The 18495-nt window shown below is 55.2% G+C and carries 6 protein-coding genes, 4 tRNA genes and 6 rRNA genes; 12 read left to right on the top strand and 4 right to left on the bottom strand.

The window, feature by feature from the left end; all coding sequences use genetic code 11:
* The first annotated feature begins 33 nt into the window (after positions 1-33).
* From ABRP30_RS27215 to rrf (ABRP30_RS27170), 10 genes are all read left to right on the top strand, one after another.
* Positions 34-110: transfer RNA gene (locus ABRP30_RS27215), tRNA-Ile, on the top strand.
* A gap of 26 nt (positions 111-136) precedes the next feature.
* Positions 137-212 (top strand) — tRNA-Ala (locus tag ABRP30_RS27210).
* Positions 213-454: 242 nt separating this feature from the next.
* A 23S ribosomal RNA gene (locus ABRP30_RS27205) occupies positions 455-3346 on the top strand.
* Between the two features lie 134 nt (positions 3347-3480).
* A 5S ribosomal RNA gene (rrf, locus tag ABRP30_RS27200) occupies positions 3481-3596 on the top strand.
* Positions 3597-4046: 450 nt separating this feature from the next.
* Positions 4047-5583: ribosomal RNA gene (locus ABRP30_RS27195) — 16S ribosomal RNA — on the top strand.
* An 86-nt stretch (positions 5584-5669) separates the two neighbouring features.
* Positions 5670-5746: transfer RNA gene (locus ABRP30_RS27190), tRNA-Ile, on the top strand.
* Positions 5747-5772: 26 nt separating this feature from the next.
* A tRNA-Ala gene (locus ABRP30_RS27185) sits at positions 5773-5848 on the top strand.
* A gap of 242 nt (positions 5849-6090) precedes the next feature.
* A 23S ribosomal RNA gene (locus ABRP30_RS27180) occupies positions 6091-8982 on the top strand.
* A gap of 134 nt (positions 8983-9116) precedes the next feature.
* Positions 9117-9232 (top strand): 5S ribosomal RNA (gene rrf, locus ABRP30_RS27175).
* A 109-nt stretch (positions 9233-9341) separates the two neighbouring features.
* A 5S ribosomal RNA gene (rrf, locus tag ABRP30_RS27170) occupies positions 9342-9457 on the top strand.
* Together the 16S, 23S and 5S rRNA genes with 4 tRNA genes alongside form the textbook arrangement of a ribosomal RNA operon.
* 165 nt (positions 9458-9622) lie before the next feature.
* Here the strand turns inward: rrf (ABRP30_RS27170) and ABRP30_RS27165 are convergent.
* Positions 9623-10312: a GntR family transcriptional regulator gene (locus ABRP30_RS27165; RefSeq protein ID WP_267819619.1), complete on the bottom strand. Its 690-nt coding sequence runs from the start codon at positions 10310-10312 to the stop codon at positions 9623-9625.
* A gap of 204 nt (positions 10313-10516) precedes the next feature.
* Between ABRP30_RS27165 and lapG the strand changes: the two genes are divergently transcribed.
* Positions 10517-11278: a cysteine protease LapG gene (lapG, locus tag ABRP30_RS27160; RefSeq protein WP_267824136.1), complete on the top strand. Its 762-nt coding sequence runs from the start codon at positions 10517-10519 to the stop codon at positions 11276-11278.
* 10 nt (positions 11279-11288) lie between these two features.
* The gene (lapD, locus tag ABRP30_RS27155; protein WP_349976633.1) at positions 11289-13235 is read left to right on the top strand and encodes a cyclic di-GMP receptor LapD; all 1947 of its coding nucleotides are present in this window, start codon (positions 11289-11291) and stop codon (positions 13233-13235) included.
* Between the two features lie 54 nt (positions 13236-13289).
* Here the strand turns inward: lapD and ABRP30_RS27150 are convergent, their stop codons facing one another.
* From ABRP30_RS27150 to ABRP30_RS27140, 3 genes are read right to left on the bottom strand one after another with little or no spacing between them, the layout of a single operon-like run.
* Positions 13290-14666 carry an HlyD family type I secretion periplasmic adaptor subunit gene (locus ABRP30_RS27150; protein WP_241807203.1) on the bottom strand — a complete coding sequence of 459 codons (1377 nt, stop codon included), beginning with the start codon at positions 14664-14666 and terminating at the stop codon, positions 13290-13292.
* Complete coding sequence (locus ABRP30_RS27145; RefSeq protein ID WP_241807202.1) at positions 14656-16812, bottom strand: type I secretion system permease/ATPase; 2157 nt, start codon at positions 16810-16812, stop codon at positions 14656-14658. Before ABRP30_RS27145 ends, ABRP30_RS27150 begins: the two co-directional genes overlap by 11 nt.
* Positions 16813-16856: 44 nt before the next feature.
* Entirely contained in the window at positions 16857-18194 is a 1338-nt protein-coding gene (locus ABRP30_RS27140; protein WP_267819615.1) for a TolC family outer membrane protein, read from the bottom strand.
* Positions 18195-18495 lie beyond the last annotated feature (301 nt).

Genomic DNA, 18495 nt, shown 5'->3' with positions numbered 1-18495 from the left:
TATAAAGACGATGCTGTAACGCGACCCTGTTATAGGTCTGTAGCTCAGTTGGTTAGAGCGCACCCCTGATAAGGGTGAGGTCGGCAGTTCAAATCTGCCCAGACCTACCAATTACTTGGTGCGGCCTAGAAAATACGGGGCCATAGCTCAGCTGGGAGAGCGCCTGCCTTGCACGCAGGAGGTCAGCGGTTCGATCCCGCTTGGCTCCACCACTCTTTCAGGTTGTACAGCTTTCAGAACTTAGAAATGAACATTCGGTGATGAATGTTGATTTCTGGCTTTTGTCAGATCGTTCTTTAAAAATTCGGATATGTGATAGAAATAGACTGAACACCAGTTTCACTGCTGGTGGATCAGGCTAAGGTAAAATTTGTGAGTTCTGCTCGAAAGAGCAACATGCGAATTTTCGGCGAATGTCGTCTTCACAGTATAACCAGATTGCTTGGGGTTATATGGTCAAGTGAAGAAGCGCATACGGTGGATGCCTTGGCAGTCAGAGGCGATGAAAGACGTGGTAGCCTGCGATAAGCTTTGGGGAGTCGGCAAACAGACTGTGATCCAGAGATCTCTGAATGGGGGAACCCACTCAGCATAAGCTGAGTATCTTGTACTGAATACATAGGTGCAAGAGGCGAACCAGGGGAACTGAAACATCTAAGTACCCTGAGGAAAAGAAATCAACCGAGATTCCCTTAGTAGTGGCGAGCGAACGGGGACCAGCCCTTAAGTTGGTTTGAGATTAGTGGAACGCTCTGGAAAGTGCGGCCATAGTGGGTGATAGCCCCGTACACGAAAATCTCTTATCAATGAAATCGAGTAGGACGGAGCACGAGAAACTTTGTCTGAACATGGGGGGACCATCCTCCAAGGCTAAATACTACTGACTGACCGATAGTGAACCAGTACCGTGAGGGAAAGGCGAAAAGAACCCCGGAGAGGGGAGTGAAATAGAACCTGAAACCGTATGCGTACAAGCAGTGGGAGCCTACTTTGTTAGGTGACTGCGTACCTTTTGTATAATGGGTCAGCGACTTATATTCAGTGGCGAGCTTAACCGAATAGGGGAGGCGTAGCGAAAGCGAGTCTTAATAGGGCGTTTAGTCGCTGGGTATAGACCCGAAACCGGGCGATCTATCCATGGGCAGGTTGAAGGTTAGGTAACACTGACTGGAGGACCGAACCGACTACCGTTGAAAAGTTAGCGGATGACCTGTGGATCGGAGTGAAAGGCTAATCAAGCTCGGAGATAGCTGGTTCTCCTCGAAAGCTATTTAGGTAGCGCCTCATGTATCACTGTAGGGGGTAGAGCACTGTTTCGGCTAGGGGGTCATCCCGACTTACCAAACCGATGCAAACTCCGAATACCTACAAGTGCCGAGCATGGGAGACACACGGCGGGTGCTAACGTCCGTCGTGAAAAGGGAAACAACCCAGACCGTCAGCTAAGGTCCCAAAGTCATGGTTAAGTGGGAAACGATGTGGGAAGGCTTAGACAGCTAGGAGGTTGGCTTAGAAGCAGCCACCCTTTAAAGAAAGCGTAATAGCTCACTAGTCGAGTCGGCCTGCGCGGAAGATGTAACGGGGCTCAAACCATGCACCGAAGCTACGGGTATCACCTTTGGTGATGCGGTAGAGGAGCGTTCTGTAAGCCTGTGAAGGTGAGTTGAGAAGCTTGCTGGAGGTATCAGAAGTGCGAATGCTGACATGAGTAACGACAATGCGAGTGAAAAACTCGCACGCCGAAAGACCAAGGTTTCCTGCGCAACGTTAATCGACGCAGGGTTAGTCGGTCCCTAAGGCGAGGCTGAAAAGCGTAGTCGATGGAAAACAGGTTAATATTCCTGTACTTCCAGTTATTGCGATGGAGGGACGGAGAAGGCTAGGCCAGCTTGGCGTTGGTTGTCCAAGTTTAAGGTGGTAGGCTGAGATCTTAGGCAAATCCGGGATCTCAAGGCCGAGAGCTGATGACGAGTTGCCTTTAGGCGACGAAGTGGTTGATGCCATGCTTCCAAGAAAAGCTCCTAAGCTTCAGATAACTGGGAACCGTACCCCAAACCGACACAGGTGGTTAGGTAGAGAATACCAAGGCGCTTGAGAGAACTCGGGTGAAGGAACTAGGCAAAATGGCACCGTAACTTCGGGAGAAGGTGCGCCGGTGAGGGTGAAGGACTTGCTCCGTAAGCTCATGCCGGTCGAAGATACCAGGCCGCTGCGACTGTTTATTAAAAACACAGCACTCTGCAAACACGAAAGTGGACGTATAGGGTGTGACGCCTGCCCGGTGCCGGAAGGTTAATTGATGGGGTTAGCGCAAGCGAAGCTCTTGATCGAAGCCCCGGTAAACGGCGGCCGTAACTATAACGGTCCTAAGGTAGCGAAATTCCTTGTCGGGTAAGTTCCGACCTGCACGAATGGCGTAACGATGGCGGCGCTGTCTCCACCCGAGACTCAGTGAAATTGAAATCGCTGTGAAGATGCAGTGTATCCGCGGCTAGACGGAAAGACCCCGTGAACCTTTACTATAGCTTTGCACTGGACTTTGAATTTGCTTGTGTAGGATAGGTGGGAGGCTTTGAAGTGGGGACGCCAGTTCTCATGGAGCCATCCTTGAAATACCACCCTGGCAACTTTGAGGTTCTAACTCAGGTCCGTTATCCGGATCGAGGACAGTGTATGGTGGGTAGTTTGACTGGGGCGGTCTCCTCCCAAAGAGTAACGGAGGAGTACGAAGGTGCGCTCAGACCGGTCGGAAATCGGTCGTAGAGTATAAAGGCAAAAGCGCGCTTGACTGCGAGACAAACACGTCGAGCAGGTACGAAAGTAGGTCTTAGTGATCCGGTGGTTCTGTATGGAAGGGCCATCGCTCAACGGATAAAAGGTACTCCGGGGATAACAGGCTGATACCGCCCAAGAGTTCATATCGACGGCGGTGTTTGGCACCTCGATGTCGGCTCATCACATCCTGGGGCTGAAGCCGGTCCCAAGGGTATGGCTGTTCGCCATTTAAAGTGGTACGCGAGCTGGGTTTAGAACGTCGTGAGACAGTTCGGTCCCTATCTGCCGTGGACGTTTGAGATTTGAGAGGGGCTGCTCCTAGTACGAGAGGACCGGAGTGGACGAACCTCTGGTGTTCCGGTTGTCACGCCAGTGGCATTGCCGGGTAGCTATGTTCGGAAGAGATAACCGCTGAAAGCATCTAAGCGGGAAACTTGCCTCAAGATGAGATCTCACTGGGATCTTGAATCCCCTAAAGGGCCGTCGAAGACTACGACGTTGATAGGTTGGGTGTGTAAGCGCTGTGAGGCGTTGAGCTAACCAATACTAATTGCCCGTGAGGCTTGACCATATAACACCCAAGCAATTTGCTTCTGCAGATTGCGGTGGTGAAGATGATACGAACCGAAAGTTCGCAACGAACCACACATATCGCATATCCGGATTCGCTGGGCTGTCCATCTGGGCATTCTGGCTACAGAATTTCTTGACGACCATAGAGCATTGGAACCACCTGATCCCATCCCGAACTCAGTAGTGAAACGATGCATCGCCGATGGTAGTGTGGGGTTTCCCCATGTGAGAGTAGGTCATCGTCAAGATTCATTTCGCAAAACCCCTATCTGCGCGAGCAGGTAGGGGTTTTGTCTTTAAGTAGAAGCTGAAGCTTCTTGCTGGCCTGATCGAAAGACAGATTAGCAGCGTAAAAAAGGTGGTTGACAGTGTTTTCGAATGCTGTATTATTCACCTCCCGCGACGAGAGATCGAAGCGAGCCAAGTGTTTGAAGCTAAACGAGTTTCTCGCAAAAAACTTCAAAATAAACGCTTGACAGGCTCTGAGGAAAGCGTAGAATGCGCGCCTCGGTTGAGACGAAAAGCGCTTAACCAAACGCTCTTTAACAAATTGAATCAAGCAATTCGTGTGGGTGCTTGTGAGTACGGACTGATAGTCAAAAAGATTATCAGCATCACAAGTGACCATGCGAGAAATCACATAGTCATTTGAGATTGCTGAGCCAAGTTTAGGGTTTCTTAAAAACCCAAGCAGTATTGAACTGAAGAGTTTGATCATGGCTCAGATTGAACGCTGGCGGCAGGCCTAACACATGCAAGTCGAGCGGATGACGGGAGCTTGCTCCTTGATTCAGCGGCGGACGGGTGAGTAATGCCTAGGAATCTGCCTGGTAGTGGGGGACAACGTTTCGAAAGGAACGCTAATACCGCATACGTCCTACGGGAGAAAGCAGGGGACCTTCGGGCCTTGCGCTATCAGATGAGCCTAGGTCGGATTAGCTAGTTGGTGGGGTAATGGCTCACCAAGGCGACGATCCGTAACTGGTCTGAGAGGATGATCAGTCACACTGGAACTGAGACACGGTCCAGACTCCTACGGGAGGCAGCAGTGGGGAATATTGGACAATGGGCGAAAGCCTGATCCAGCCATGCCGCGTGTGTGAAGAAGGTCTTCGGATTGTAAAGCACTTTAAGTTGGGAGGAAGGGCATTAACCTAATACGTTAGTGTTTTGACGTTACCGACAGAATAAGCACCGGCTAACTCTGTGCCAGCAGCCGCGGTAATACAGAGGGTGCAAGCGTTAATCGGAATTACTGGGCGTAAAGCGCGCGTAGGTGGTTTGTTAAGTTGGATGTGAAAGCCCCGGGCTCAACCTGGGAACTGCATCCAAAACTGGCAAGCTAGAGTACGGTAGAGGGTGGTGGAATTTCCTGTGTAGCGGTGAAATGCGTAGATATAGGAAGGAACACCAGTGGCGAAGGCGACCACCTGGACTGATACTGACACTGAGGTGCGAAAGCGTGGGGAGCAAACAGGATTAGATACCCTGGTAGTCCACGCCGTAAACGATGTCAACTAGCCGTTGGAATCCTTGAGATTTTAGTGGCGCAGCTAACGCATTAAGTTGACCGCCTGGGGAGTACGGCCGCAAGGTTAAAACTCAAATGAATTGACGGGGGCCCGCACAAGCGGTGGAGCATGTGGTTTAATTCGAAGCAACGCGAAGAACCTTACCAGGCCTTGACATGCAGAGAACTTTCCAGAGATGGATTGGTGCCTTCGGGAACTCTGACACAGGTGCTGCATGGCTGTCGTCAGCTCGTGTCGTGAGATGTTGGGTTAAGTCCCGTAACGAGCGCAACCCTTGTCCTTAGTTACCAGCACGTTATGGTGGGCACTCTAAGGAGACTGCCGGTGACAAACCGGAGGAAGGTGGGGATGACGTCAAGTCATCATGGCCCTTACGGCCTGGGCTACACACGTGCTACAATGGTCGGTACAGAGGGTTGCCAAGCCGCGAGGTGGAGCTAATCTCACAAAACCGATCGTAGTCCGGATCGCAGTCTGCAACTCGACTGCGTGAAGTCGGAATCGCTAGTAATCGCGAATCAGAATGTCGCGGTGAATACGTTCCCGGGCCTTGTACACACCGCCCGTCACACCATGGGAGTGGGTTGCACCAGAAGTAGCTAGTCTAACCTTCGGGAGGACGGTTACCACGGTGTGATTCATGACTGGGGTGAAGTCGTAACAAGGTAGCCGTAGGGGAACCTGCGGCTGGATCACCTCCTTAATCGACGACATCAGCCTGCTGATGAGCTCCCACACGAATTGCTTGATTCTTTGTATAAAGACGATGCTGTAACGCGACCCTGTTATAGGTCTGTAGCTCAGTTGGTTAGAGCGCACCCCTGATAAGGGTGAGGTCGGCAGTTCAAATCTGCCCAGACCTACCAATTACTTGGTGCGGCCTAGAAAATACGGGGCCATAGCTCAGCTGGGAGAGCGCCTGCCTTGCACGCAGGAGGTCAGCGGTTCGATCCCGCTTGGCTCCACCACTCTTTCAGGTTGTACAGCTTTCAGAACTTAGAAATGAACATTCGGTGATGAATGTTGATTTCTGGCTTTTGTCAGATCGTTCTTTAAAAATTCGGATATGTGATAGAAATAGACTGAACACCAGTTTCACTGCTGGTGGATCAGGCTAAGGTAAAATTTGTGAGTTCTGCTCGAAAGAGCAACATGCGAATTTTCGGCGAATGTCGTCTTCACAGTATAACCAGATTGCTTGGGGTTATATGGTCAAGTGAAGAAGCGCATACGGTGGATGCCTTGGCAGTCAGAGGCGATGAAAGACGTGGTAGCCTGCGATAAGCTTTGGGGAGTCGGCAAACAGACTGTGATCCAGAGATCTCTGAATGGGGGAACCCACTCAGCATAAGCTGAGTATCTTGTACTGAATACATAGGTGCAAGAGGCGAACCAGGGGAACTGAAACATCTAAGTACCCTGAGGAAAAGAAATCAACCGAGATTCCCTTAGTAGTGGCGAGCGAACGGGGACCAGCCCTTAAGTTGGTTTGAGATTAGTGGAACGCTCTGGAAAGTGCGGCCATAGTGGGTGATAGCCCCGTACACGAAAATCTCTTATCAATGAAATCGAGTAGGACGGAGCACGAGAAACTTTGTCTGAACATGGGGGGACCATCCTCCAAGGCTAAATACTACTGACTGACCGATAGTGAACCAGTACCGTGAGGGAAAGGCGAAAAGAACCCCGGAGAGGGGAGTGAAATAGAACCTGAAACCGTATGCGTACAAGCAGTGGGAGCCTACTTTGTTAGGTGACTGCGTACCTTTTGTATAATGGGTCAGCGACTTATATTCAGTGGCGAGCTTAACCGAATAGGGGAGGCGTAGCGAAAGCGAGTCTTAATAGGGCGTTTAGTCGCTGGGTATAGACCCGAAACCGGGCGATCTATCCATGGGCAGGTTGAAGGTTAGGTAACACTGACTGGAGGACCGAACCGACTACCGTTGAAAAGTTAGCGGATGACCTGTGGATCGGAGTGAAAGGCTAATCAAGCTCGGAGATAGCTGGTTCTCCTCGAAAGCTATTTAGGTAGCGCCTCATGTATCACTGTAGGGGGTAGAGCACTGTTTCGGCTAGGGGGTCATCCCGACTTACCAAACCGATGCAAACTCCGAATACCTACAAGTGCCGAGCATGGGAGACACACGGCGGGTGCTAACGTCCGTCGTGAAAAGGGAAACAACCCAGACCGTCAGCTAAGGTCCCAAAGTCATGGTTAAGTGGGAAACGATGTGGGAAGGCTTAGACAGCTAGGAGGTTGGCTTAGAAGCAGCCACCCTTTAAAGAAAGCGTAATAGCTCACTAGTCGAGTCGGCCTGCGCGGAAGATGTAACGGGGCTCAAACCATGCACCGAAGCTACGGGTATCACCTTTGGTGATGCGGTAGAGGAGCGTTCTGTAAGCCTGTGAAGGTGAGTTGAGAAGCTTGCTGGAGGTATCAGAAGTGCGAATGCTGACATGAGTAACGACAATGCGAGTGAAAAACTCGCACGCCGAAAGACCAAGGTTTCCTGCGCAACGTTAATCGACGCAGGGTTAGTCGGTCCCTAAGGCGAGGCTGAAAAGCGTAGTCGATGGAAAACAGGTTAATATTCCTGTACTTCCAGTTATTGCGATGGAGGGACGGAGAAGGCTAGGCCAGCTTGGCGTTGGTTGTCCAAGTTTAAGGTGGTAGGCTGAGATCTTAGGCAAATCCGGGATCTCAAGGCCGAGAGCTGATGACGAGTTGCCTTTAGGCGACGAAGTGGTTGATGCCATGCTTCCAAGAAAAGCTCCTAAGCTTCAGATAACTGGGAACCGTACCCCAAACCGACACAGGTGGTTAGGTAGAGAATACCAAGGCGCTTGAGAGAACTCGGGTGAAGGAACTAGGCAAAATGGCACCGTAACTTCGGGAGAAGGTGCGCCGGTGAGGGTGAAGGACTTGCTCCGTAAGCTCATGCCGGTCGAAGATACCAGGCCGCTGCGACTGTTTATTAAAAACACAGCACTCTGCAAACACGAAAGTGGACGTATAGGGTGTGACGCCTGCCCGGTGCCGGAAGGTTAATTGATGGGGTTAGCGCAAGCGAAGCTCTTGATCGAAGCCCCGGTAAACGGCGGCCGTAACTATAACGGTCCTAAGGTAGCGAAATTCCTTGTCGGGTAAGTTCCGACCTGCACGAATGGCGTAACGATGGCGGCGCTGTCTCCACCCGAGACTCAGTGAAATTGAAATCGCTGTGAAGATGCAGTGTATCCGCGGCTAGACGGAAAGACCCCGTGAACCTTTACTATAGCTTTGCACTGGACTTTGAATTTGCTTGTGTAGGATAGGTGGGAGGCTTTGAAGTGGGGACGCCAGTTCTCATGGAGCCATCCTTGAAATACCACCCTGGCAACTTTGAGGTTCTAACTCAGGTCCGTTATCCGGATCGAGGACAGTGTATGGTGGGTAGTTTGACTGGGGCGGTCTCCTCCCAAAGAGTAACGGAGGAGTACGAAGGTGCGCTCAGACCGGTCGGAAATCGGTCGTAGAGTATAAAGGCAAAAGCGCGCTTGACTGCGAGACAAACACGTCGAGCAGGTACGAAAGTAGGTCTTAGTGATCCGGTGGTTCTGTATGGAAGGGCCATCGCTCAACGGATAAAAGGTACTCCGGGGATAACAGGCTGATACCGCCCAAGAGTTCATATCGACGGCGGTGTTTGGCACCTCGATGTCGGCTCATCACATCCTGGGGCTGAAGCCGGTCCCAAGGGTATGGCTGTTCGCCATTTAAAGTGGTACGCGAGCTGGGTTTAGAACGTCGTGAGACAGTTCGGTCCCTATCTGCCGTGGACGTTTGAGATTTGAGAGGGGCTGCTCCTAGTACGAGAGGACCGGAGTGGACGAACCTCTGGTGTTCCGGTTGTCACGCCAGTGGCATTGCCGGGTAGCTATGTTCGGAAGAGATAACCGCTGAAAGCATCTAAGCGGGAAACTTGCCTCAAGATGAGATCTCACTGGGATCTTGAATCCCCTAAAGGGCCGTCGAAGACTACGACGTTGATAGGTTGGGTGTGTAAGCGCTGTGAGGCGTTGAGCTAACCAATACTAATTGCCCGTGAGGCTTGACCATATAACACCCAAGCAATTTGCTTCTGCAGATTGTGGTGGTGAAGATGATACGAACCGAAAGTTCGCAACGAACCACAAATATCGCATATCCGGATTCGCTGGGCTGTCCATCTGGACATTCTGGCTACAGAATTTCTTGACGACCATAGAGCATTGGAACCACCTGATCCCATCCCGAACTCAGTAGTGAAACGATGCATCGCCGATGGTAGTGTGGGGTTTCCCCATGTGAGAGTAGGTCATCGTCAAGATTCATTTCGCAAAACCCCTATCTGCGCGAGCAGGTAGGGGTTTTGTCTTTAAGTAGGAACCATAGAGATTCGCGGGTACGTCCACAGGACGGACCGGCACACAGAATTTCTTGACGACCATAGAGCATTGGAACCACCTGATCCCATCCCGAACTCAGCAGTGAAACGATGCATCGCCGATGGTAGTGTGGGGTCTCCCCATGTGAGAGTAGGTCATCGTCAAGATTCAAATCCAAAGCCCCTGTCTGCGCTGCAGACAGGGGCTTTGTCTTTTCCGGGTATGCGCGTAGCTCCGCCATGCGTCGTGCCTGCAACCGCTGGGCAGCCAGATAACCAGCCTGCTGCGGTATTCGCTAAAGCGTGTTGGCAAACGTCATGTGCAAGCCCTGCTTACTGAGCGGCCTGCTTGTCCAGGTAATTCCTGATAACCCGCGCGCCATTGTTCAGATGCTGCTCCAACACCCTCACGGCCTCATCGACCAGCTTGTCGCTGGCGGCATCCGCCAGTGCGTTGTGATCGTCCTGGGTCAGCTTGCCCAGCCCCATCGACGACAGATGAAAACGCAAGAAGCGCTCCTCTTCGTTGAGCTCGTTCTCGATCAGGTGCAGGAGTTTCTGGTTCTGAGCCTTGCAGTACAAGGCCATGTGGAATAGCCGGTTGAGGCGGCCGATTTCGGCGTGGCGAGTCTCACTTTCCAATTGCCGGATGTAACCACGTGCGCGGGCGATATCATCGGCATCTAGCAGGGGAATGGATTGGCGCAGCGCTTCGGACTCCAGCAGAACCCGCAATGCATAACTGTCGACCGCATCTTCGCCAATCAAGGGTGCCACAACCGCGCCCTTGTGCATCTCCACCTTGAGCAATGACTGCGCTTCCAGCTGGCGCAGCGCCTCACGCACAGGCATGCGGCTGACGCCATACAGGGTAGCCAGTTCTTGTTGACGCACGGCGGTACCAGGCGGCAGGCGGCCATCGAGTATAGCGCTGCGTAAGCGTTCTTCGATCACGCCACGAGCCAGGTTTGCCGGTAGCTGTTCGCTCGCCAGCACATTGCTGAGTTTGATTTTCTCGGCCACGCGAAGTCTGCCTCGACGACTAAAGTTGGATCCAATGACACTAGTAACTGGCAAGGGCCTTTGTCAAACCAGCGCCCTCAGTGGGGCGAGCGAAAACAAGGCCATAAGATATGGTGGAGGAAGAAGCCTGGCAAAGGAAGCGACATATACAAAGCATTAGCTGGAAAGTTTTGCGCGCCCGACCACCGGAGGGATGATTGCAGGATGCCATTGTTTTTTATGCTGACAGGCCGCACCATCGCTGCTTTCGACTGGTCTGAGCAGGTCTTCGCAGTGGCGATACCCTCGGTAATCAAAACCGCCGCGCGACGTATCGGCCTTGCCGTTTTGCTGGGCAGCTTGCTGCTGGGCGGTTTGCGTGCGGATTGGGATTTTTCCGAGATCAGTCGCAAGTCGCAGACCCTGTATGGCCCACTGGGCGCTGGCAAAGGTCGCATCGATGCCTGGCAGAGGATGATGGCCACTCAAAACCAAGGCTCCGAGCTACAACGCTTGCAGGCAGCCAACCAGTTTTTCAACCAGCAGTTGCGCTATGTCGAAGACATCGACCTATGGCATGAAGTCGACTATTGGGCCACGCCCATTCAGGCCTTGATCAAGGGCGCTGGCGATTGTGAAGACTATGCTATCGCCAAATATTTCAGCCTGCGACGCATGGGCATTCCAAGTGAAAAGCTGCGCATCACCTACGTCAAGGCCTTGCGCCAGAATCGCGCGCACATGGTGCTGACCTATTATTCAAGCCCACAAGCCCAGCCGCTGGTACTCGATAGCTTGATGGACGCGATCAAGCCGGCTAGCCAGCGTACTGACCTCTTGCCGGTCTACGCCTTCAATGGTGAAGGCCTCTGGTTGACCGGGGCTGCGGGTAACAAGAAAGTCGGTGACACCAAGCGTTTGTCCCGCTGGCAGGACTTGCTAAAGAAAATGCAGGCCGAAGGGTTCCCGGCCGAACCGGTTTACTGAAGGAGCACAGATGTCACTGTTCAAACAATTGCTGTTGGCCATTTGCCTGTTCCTGGTGGTCGCGTTCAGCGGCAGCTTCATGGTCAGCCTGGAGAGTTCACGCAGCCAGTACGTCAACCAGCTGCGCTCACACGCCCAGGATGCTGCCACGGCGCTGGCGCTTTCGTTGACGCCGAACATTGATGACCCGGCGATGGTAGAGCTGATGGTCAGCTCGATCTTTGACAGTGGCTATTATTCGAGCATCAAGGTCGTCGACCTGGGCTCGAATGCGGTGCTGGTGGAGCGTCACGCCGAGCCGGACCCTGGTGGTGTTCCTGCGTGGTTCATCCACTTGATCGGCCTCGAAGCCGCCGGCGGTGATGCCATCGTCAGCCGGGGCTGGCAACAGGCTGCGCGTGTCGAAGTTATCAGCCACCCGATGTTCGCCATCTCCAAACTCTGGCAGAGCGCTTTGGGCAGCCTGGGCTGGCTGCTGCTCTGCGGCGCAGCCAGCGCGGTACTCGGAGCCTTGCTGTTACGTCGCCAATTGCGGCCGCTGGACTACATGGTCGAGCAGTCACACGCCATCGCCCGCCGCGAGTTCCTCAGCCTGCCTGAGCTGCCGCGCACGCCCGAGTTGCGTCGTGTGGTGCAAGCCATGAACCAGATGGTCGAGAAGCTCAAGGCCTTGTTCAACGAGCAGGCTGAGCGCAGCGAGCGGCTACGTACCGAGTCGTATCAGGACAGCCTGACCGGGCTTTCCAACCGCCGGTACTTTGAAATGCAGCTCAATACCCGAGTCAGCAACCTTGAAGAGGCGAGGGCCGGTTACCTGCTGTTGTTGCGTGTTCAGGACCTCACAGGCCTCAACGCCCGCTTGGGGGGCCAACGAACCGACCAGCTGTTGCAGGCGGTCGGCGTACAGCTGCAGCGTACCTGTGCCAAGTTCCCGGAGACCAACGACCTGATTTCCCGCAGCCGTGGCGGTGAGTTCGCTGTGCTTGCCCCAGGCATGGTGCACGAAGAGGCAGTACAGCTTGCCCAGGCCCTGGAGGCGACGCTACAGAGCCTGCACGAGACCGGCGCCACCGATGTCGACCCGGTAGCTTGTATCGGCCTTGCGCCATTCAGCCCGGGCGATGCGCCGCAAGCGCTGTTGAAACTTGCCGATGAGGCCCTGGCCCGGGCTGAAAACCAGCCGACACCCGGCTGGGTTTGCCTTGAGCAAGGTGCCGCGGCTATTGCTGGCGATAGCCATCACGACTGGCACACGCGGCTTGAACAAGCCTTCGTCAACGGCCAGTTCGAACTGTTCTTCCAACCGGTTGTGGATTGCAAGGACGTGCACTGCGTACTGCACTACAAAGTCATTTCACGGCTGCACGATGATGACGGCGAGGCAGTCCCGGCCGGCCGCTTTCTGCCGTGGCTGGAGCGCTTTGGCTGGATGCCGCGGCTGGATGTTCTGGTGCTTGAAAAAGTGCTGGCGCACCTGCGTAGCCATGATCAGGTGCTTGCGCTCAACCTGTCGGCTGCGACCTTGGCCGACCCCAACGCTCTGCAGCGGGTATACGATCTGCTTGGGCAATACACTGCACTGGGGCCGCGTCTGGTCCTGGAAATCGGTGAGGAGCAATTGCCTGCGCAAGCCGTGCTCGAGCAGTTGACTCGACGCTTGCACGGGCTTGGTTTCGGGCTGGCGCTGCAGCGTTTTGGTGGCCGCTTCAGCATGATCGGCAACCTGGCGCACTTGGGCCTGGCGTACCTGAAGATCGATGGAAGCTACATCCGCAATATCGACCACGAGCAACACAAGCGTTTGTTCATCGAAGCCATTCAGCGGGCAGCGCACAGTATTGATCTGCCGCTGATTGCCGAACGGGTCGAGACCGAAGGAGAGCGTCAGGTACTACTGGAAATGGAGGTTCAAGGTATTCAGGGGCAGTTGGTGGGTGAGCCCGCCCCGTGGCGCTGACTGCGCCAGAGAGAGCACGTGCAGCACCCACCTCAGGTGCTGCACGTGTGACAGTCAGCGTTCGCGCAGGGCTTCAGAGCGGGCCTTCATGATCGGTTTTAGCAGGTAGCTCATGATGGTCTTCTTGCCGGTCATGATATCCACCGTCGCTACCATTCCCGGGATGATCAGCAAAGGTTTCTCGTCGGTGCCCAAGTGGCTTTTTTCCGTGCGCAGCTTGATCAGATAGTACGTGGTCTTCTTGTCTTCATCGGTGATGGTGTCGGCACCGATCTGCTCCAGCGTGGCCTTCAAACCGCCGTATATGGTGTAGTCGTAGGCTGTGAACTTGACCGTCGCTTCTTGGCCAGGGTGCAAGAATGCGATGTCCTTGGGCAGGATCTTCGCCTCGACTACGAGGCTGTCATCCAGCGGCACGATCTCGACGATATCGCTGCCGGGCTGGATCACGCCACCGACAGTGTTTACCAGCAGCTGCTTGACGATGCCGCGTACCGGTGAGCTGACCATTGTGCGGTTGACCCGGTCATCCAGCGCCTTGCCCGTGGCGGTGGCCTTGTTCAACTCGGTACGTGCCTCGTTGAGCTGGGTCAGCGCCTCGCTGCGAAACTTGCCGCGGGTTTCTTCAATCTTGCTTTGCACTTCCTTGATAGCCGCTTCGGCGCGCGGAATCGCCAGTGCGGTGGAGTCCATCTGCCCGCGGTTCTCTACTTCTGCGCGGCGCAAACGTAGCACTTCCACCTGGGAGATAGCGCCTTGGGCCACCAGCGGCTCGGACATGGCAATTTCCTGGCGCAGCAACTGCAGGCTGTTGGCGTACTGTGCCCGCTTGGAGGTGAACTCGCGCAGTTCCTGCTGTTTCTGCACCAGTTGCTGTTCCAGGCCGCTGATCTCATCATGCAGTTGCTGACGCCGGCTCTGATACAGCGACTGCTCGCTGGCGGCCTGGTTCGGTGCGGCCTTGCGCAGCTCTTCATCGATTTGTAGCGGCTTGTCGTCCACTTCTGCGCTCAGGCGCTGCACCCGCAGGGCCATCGCCAGACGATCGGCTTCGGTTTCACCAACGTTGGACGCGAAGCGTGTTTCGTCCAGCCGCAGCAATGGCTCACCGACTTCGACGATCTGCCCCTCCTTGGCATAGATCTGCGCGACGATGCCCCCTTCCAGGTTCTGAATTTTCTGCACTTTGGAGGATGGAATGGCCTTGCCTTCACCGCGGGTAACTTCATCGATGGGAGCCACGCTGGCCCAGACGATCATGACCAGGAAGAAGGCGATGATGCCCCAGATGGTCAGGCGCACGATGCGCGGTGCGTCTTCGATCAGCGCTTTGTTGACCTCGGGCAGCGGTTGCCCGGCAAGGGATTCCGAGCCTTTGAAGTAACGGCGCAGGCTGTCCTTGAAACGCCCTATATCCAGCTTATGCAACACTGATCTGCCCCTTTTTCAGCGCATCCATGACGGCGGCTTTCGGGCCATCCGCAACAATCTGTCCTCGGTCGATGACGATCAACCGGTCCACCAGCGACAGCAAGGACGCCCGGTGGGTGACCAGCAAAACGGTCTTGCCTTCGATGACGGCAGCCAGGCGCTGCTTGAGGCGTTCTTCACCGGTGTTGTCCATGGCACTGGTGGGCTCGTCCAATAGCAGGATCTGCGGGTTGAGCAGCAGCGCCCGGGCCAGGGCGACGTTCTGCCGCTGCCCACCGGAAAGGTTCTGGCCGCGTTCGCCAACCTGCAGTTCGTAGCCGTCGGGGTGCAGGCGAGCGAATTCATGCACGCCGGCCAGCTCGGCAGCTTGCAGGATCAGTTCGTCTTCAATGTAGCGGGCACCGCTGACAAGATTGTCGCGCAAGGTGCCTGCCAGCAATTGAATGTCTTGCGGGACATAGCCGACGTTATGGCGCAACTCACTGACGTCGATCTGGCGGATGTCTACGCCATCGACCAGCAAGGAGCCATTGTCTGCCTCGTACAGGCCGACGATCAGCTTTGCCAGCGAGCTTTTGCCCGAGCCGCTGCGCCCGATGATGCCGACCTTCTCCCCCGGGCGGATGTTCAGGTTGATACCTTTGAGCGCCATGTTCTGCTGATTGGGGTAGGTGAAATCTACCCCCCGGAATTCGACCGCGCCCTGCAGCACCTGACGGCTCAGCGGACGCTCTTCGAAATTGCGCTCCTGCGGTAGCTCCATCATCTGGTCGGTGGCCACCATGGTCACCTTGGCCTGCTGGTAGCGGGCCAGCAACCCGTTGAGCGAGCTCAGCGGGCCGAGGGCGCGCCCGCTGAGCATGTAGCAGGCGACCAGGCCGCCCATGCTCAGGTTGCCGTCGATGATCAGGTAAACCCCAACGCAGATCATCGCCACGCCCGCCAGCTGCTGGATGAGCAAGGTGATGTTCATGGCCAGGCTCGACAGCACCTTGACGCGCAGTTCGAGGCGGCTGAGGGTGCCAAGTGTCTGCTCCCACATGTACTGGCGTTCGCTCTCGGCGTTGTTGACCTTGACTGCGTCCAGGCCGGCCAGCGTTTCGATCAGGCTGGACTGGCGCTCCGATGCCAGCGCCATGGTGCGCTCCATGGTCGCCATCAGCGGCTTCTGCAGTGCATAGCCGATGCCCAATGCAAGCGGGAAGGCCAGGATCGGGATCCATACCAGATGCCCGCCGATGATGGCGATGACAAGCAGGATCAGCAGGGTGAACGGCAGATCGATCAGGGTGGTCAATGTGAGCGAAGCGAGGAAGTCGCGCAGGCCTTGGAATTCATGGATGTTCTGGGCAAAGCTGCCGACTCGCGCAGGGCGATACTTCATCGACATGCCGACGATCCGCTCGAACAGCGTCGCTGAAATGATCAGATCGGTCTTCTTGCCTGCAAGATCCAGACAGAGGCCGCGCAAGCCTTTGAGAATCAGATCGAATATGTAGGCAAAGCCAATGCCTACCGCCAGCACCCATAGCGTCGACGTGGCCTGGTTGGGAACCACCCGGTCGTACACATTCATCACGAACAAAGGCGCAGCCAGCGCAATCAGGTTGATCACCAGGCTGGCAGCGATGGCGTCGATGTACAGCCACTTGCTGCGCATCAGCGTGTCGCGGAACCACGAGCGGGCGCGCGGGATGAGATTGCCGTGGTTCACATCGAACTTGTGCTGCGGCTGGGCGAAGAACACTTTGCCGCTGTAGTCGCCCTGCAGCGCCTCGCGGCTCACCAGCATCTCACCGCCGTCGCTTTCACTGAGCAGCAAGCGGGCGGTGTCTTCGTTTTCCCAGCCCACCAGCACAGCGCTGCGGCCCTCTTTGAGCAGCAACATGGCCGGCATGGCGATGCTCGGGATCTGCTCCAGCTTGCGCTGAAGTAACCGCCCTTGCAGCCCGGCACGGGCAGCGGCGCGAGGCAGCAGATCGGGGCTCAGGCGCTGGGCCGGCAAGGGCAGGCCGGTAGTCAGCATGGCCCTGCTTGCAGGCTTCTGATGCAGAACACACAGGGTCAGCAGACTATCCAGCAACGGATCATCGTGCTGACTGCGTGGATCGTGGCTGAGGTTCACTCGACTGACTTCGGATTCCACGCGGCGCTCTCTTCATCCTTGCGGGTAGATGATGCGAGTGCGGCTCAGTTCATGCCTGGCAGGTTCACTCGCGGTTTCACGTCATTCTGCACAACGGTGGCCATCGGTGCTACGACACCCTGGCTCTTGAGCAGTTGGCCAATGGTCGCCTTGATTCGGTATTGAGTAAACAATTGTATGTTCTTCACCTCAACCAGACGGCGCTGAGCAGTGAAGGTTTCATTTTCACTGTCGAGCAAGTCGAGCAGCGTGCGTTCGCCAAGGCTGAACTGCTGCTGGTAAGCGCTGCGCACCCGGTTGCTGTGATCGACGTATTGCTGGGCGATTGGCAGCTGGGCGTTGGCGTTCTCTTGCGCATTCCATGCCAGGCCCAGTTCTTCGTTGAGCTGGCGCAGGGCGTTATTGCGAATATCCAGCGCCTGGTTGGCCAAGTATGACTTGGACTCCAGGTCAGCCTTGTTGCTGCCGCCGGCGTACAGGTTGAAGTTCATGCGCAGCATGGCCTGCCACTCATTGTTATGGCCGACAGTGCCATCAATGTTGTTATCGGCCGTTCGTCCGAGTTCTGCATCGAAGCGCGGATAGAAGCTCGACTTCGCTGCGTCGTACTGTTTTTCTGCCGCGGCGATGTCCGACTCTGCCGAGCGCAGTACTGGGCTGCTTTCTACCATCTGCGCGCGCGCTTCTTCCAGAGTCGCCGGCAGCAGGTCGATGAAAGGCGCCGGGGCGCTCAGCTCATCCGGCATCTGGCCTACCACGCTGAGGAAGTTGGTGTTGGCATCGGCAAGGTTGGTCTGCTCGGTGATCAAGTTGTTGCGCGCTTGAGCCAAACGGGCTTCGGCCTGATCAAGGTCTGCCAGACGGCCAACACCACGGCTGGTACGTAGCTTGATCTGGTCTAGGATGCGTTCGTGGTTGCGCAGGTTTTCCTCAGCAAGGCGGACCATCTCGCGGCGCGACAGCACGTCCAGATAAACTTGAGCCACGTCGAGCGCGGTGCGCTCCGAGGTGTCCATCAGCGAGTAGGCGCGTGCATTAACGGTGGCTTGTTGACGGCCTACTTCACTGGAAGTGGCAAAACCGTCAAAAACCATTTGGCGAAGACGGATTGCTGACTCACCGCGATTGAGGGTTTCCCAACGGTTGCCGGTACTAGGGCTGTCAGTCCCCTCACGTCCGTAACCAGCGGTTACGTCTACCCGCGGCAAATAGCCGCCCTGGGCTGCACGCAACTGGTAATCGGCTGCCACCCGGGCGTTGACACCCGCCTGGATCTCCGGATGAACCTCGAGGGCTTTCTGCATGGCTTCGGGCAAGGTTTGTGCTTGTACGAAAGTGGCGGCAAAGGCGAATGGAAGAGCGGTAAACAGTGACGCACGCATTTTTACTGATCCCCGAGGGCGCTGTTGTCCTGAATCACGGTCGAAGCGGTTCAGGTCTGGAAAATGACAACCTGATTTGACCGATGAGCAACTTCCGACGGGGCACTGGTATTAGTACTAAAGGAAGGGATAGCAACCGTTCAAATATCAATGTGACATTACATTGCCAATTGTTTAGGATGACGACCAGAAGGTCAATACTTTGGCATAAAGTTAATAGCCGGCAGTTATAGACGATATTTTGACGTCAAGCATGCCGGAAACAGTTATCGACACACTTGCGTCTGCAGTGGCACGTATA

This window comes from Pseudomonas sp. WHRI 8519 (assembly GCF_040224055.2).
Taxonomy (GTDB): domain Bacteria; phylum Pseudomonadota; class Gammaproteobacteria; order Pseudomonadales; family Pseudomonadaceae; genus Aquipseudomonas; species Aquipseudomonas putida_X.
The sequence above is the reverse complement of the archived record's forward strand: the minus strand, read 5'-3'. Positions and strand labels throughout refer to the sequence as shown.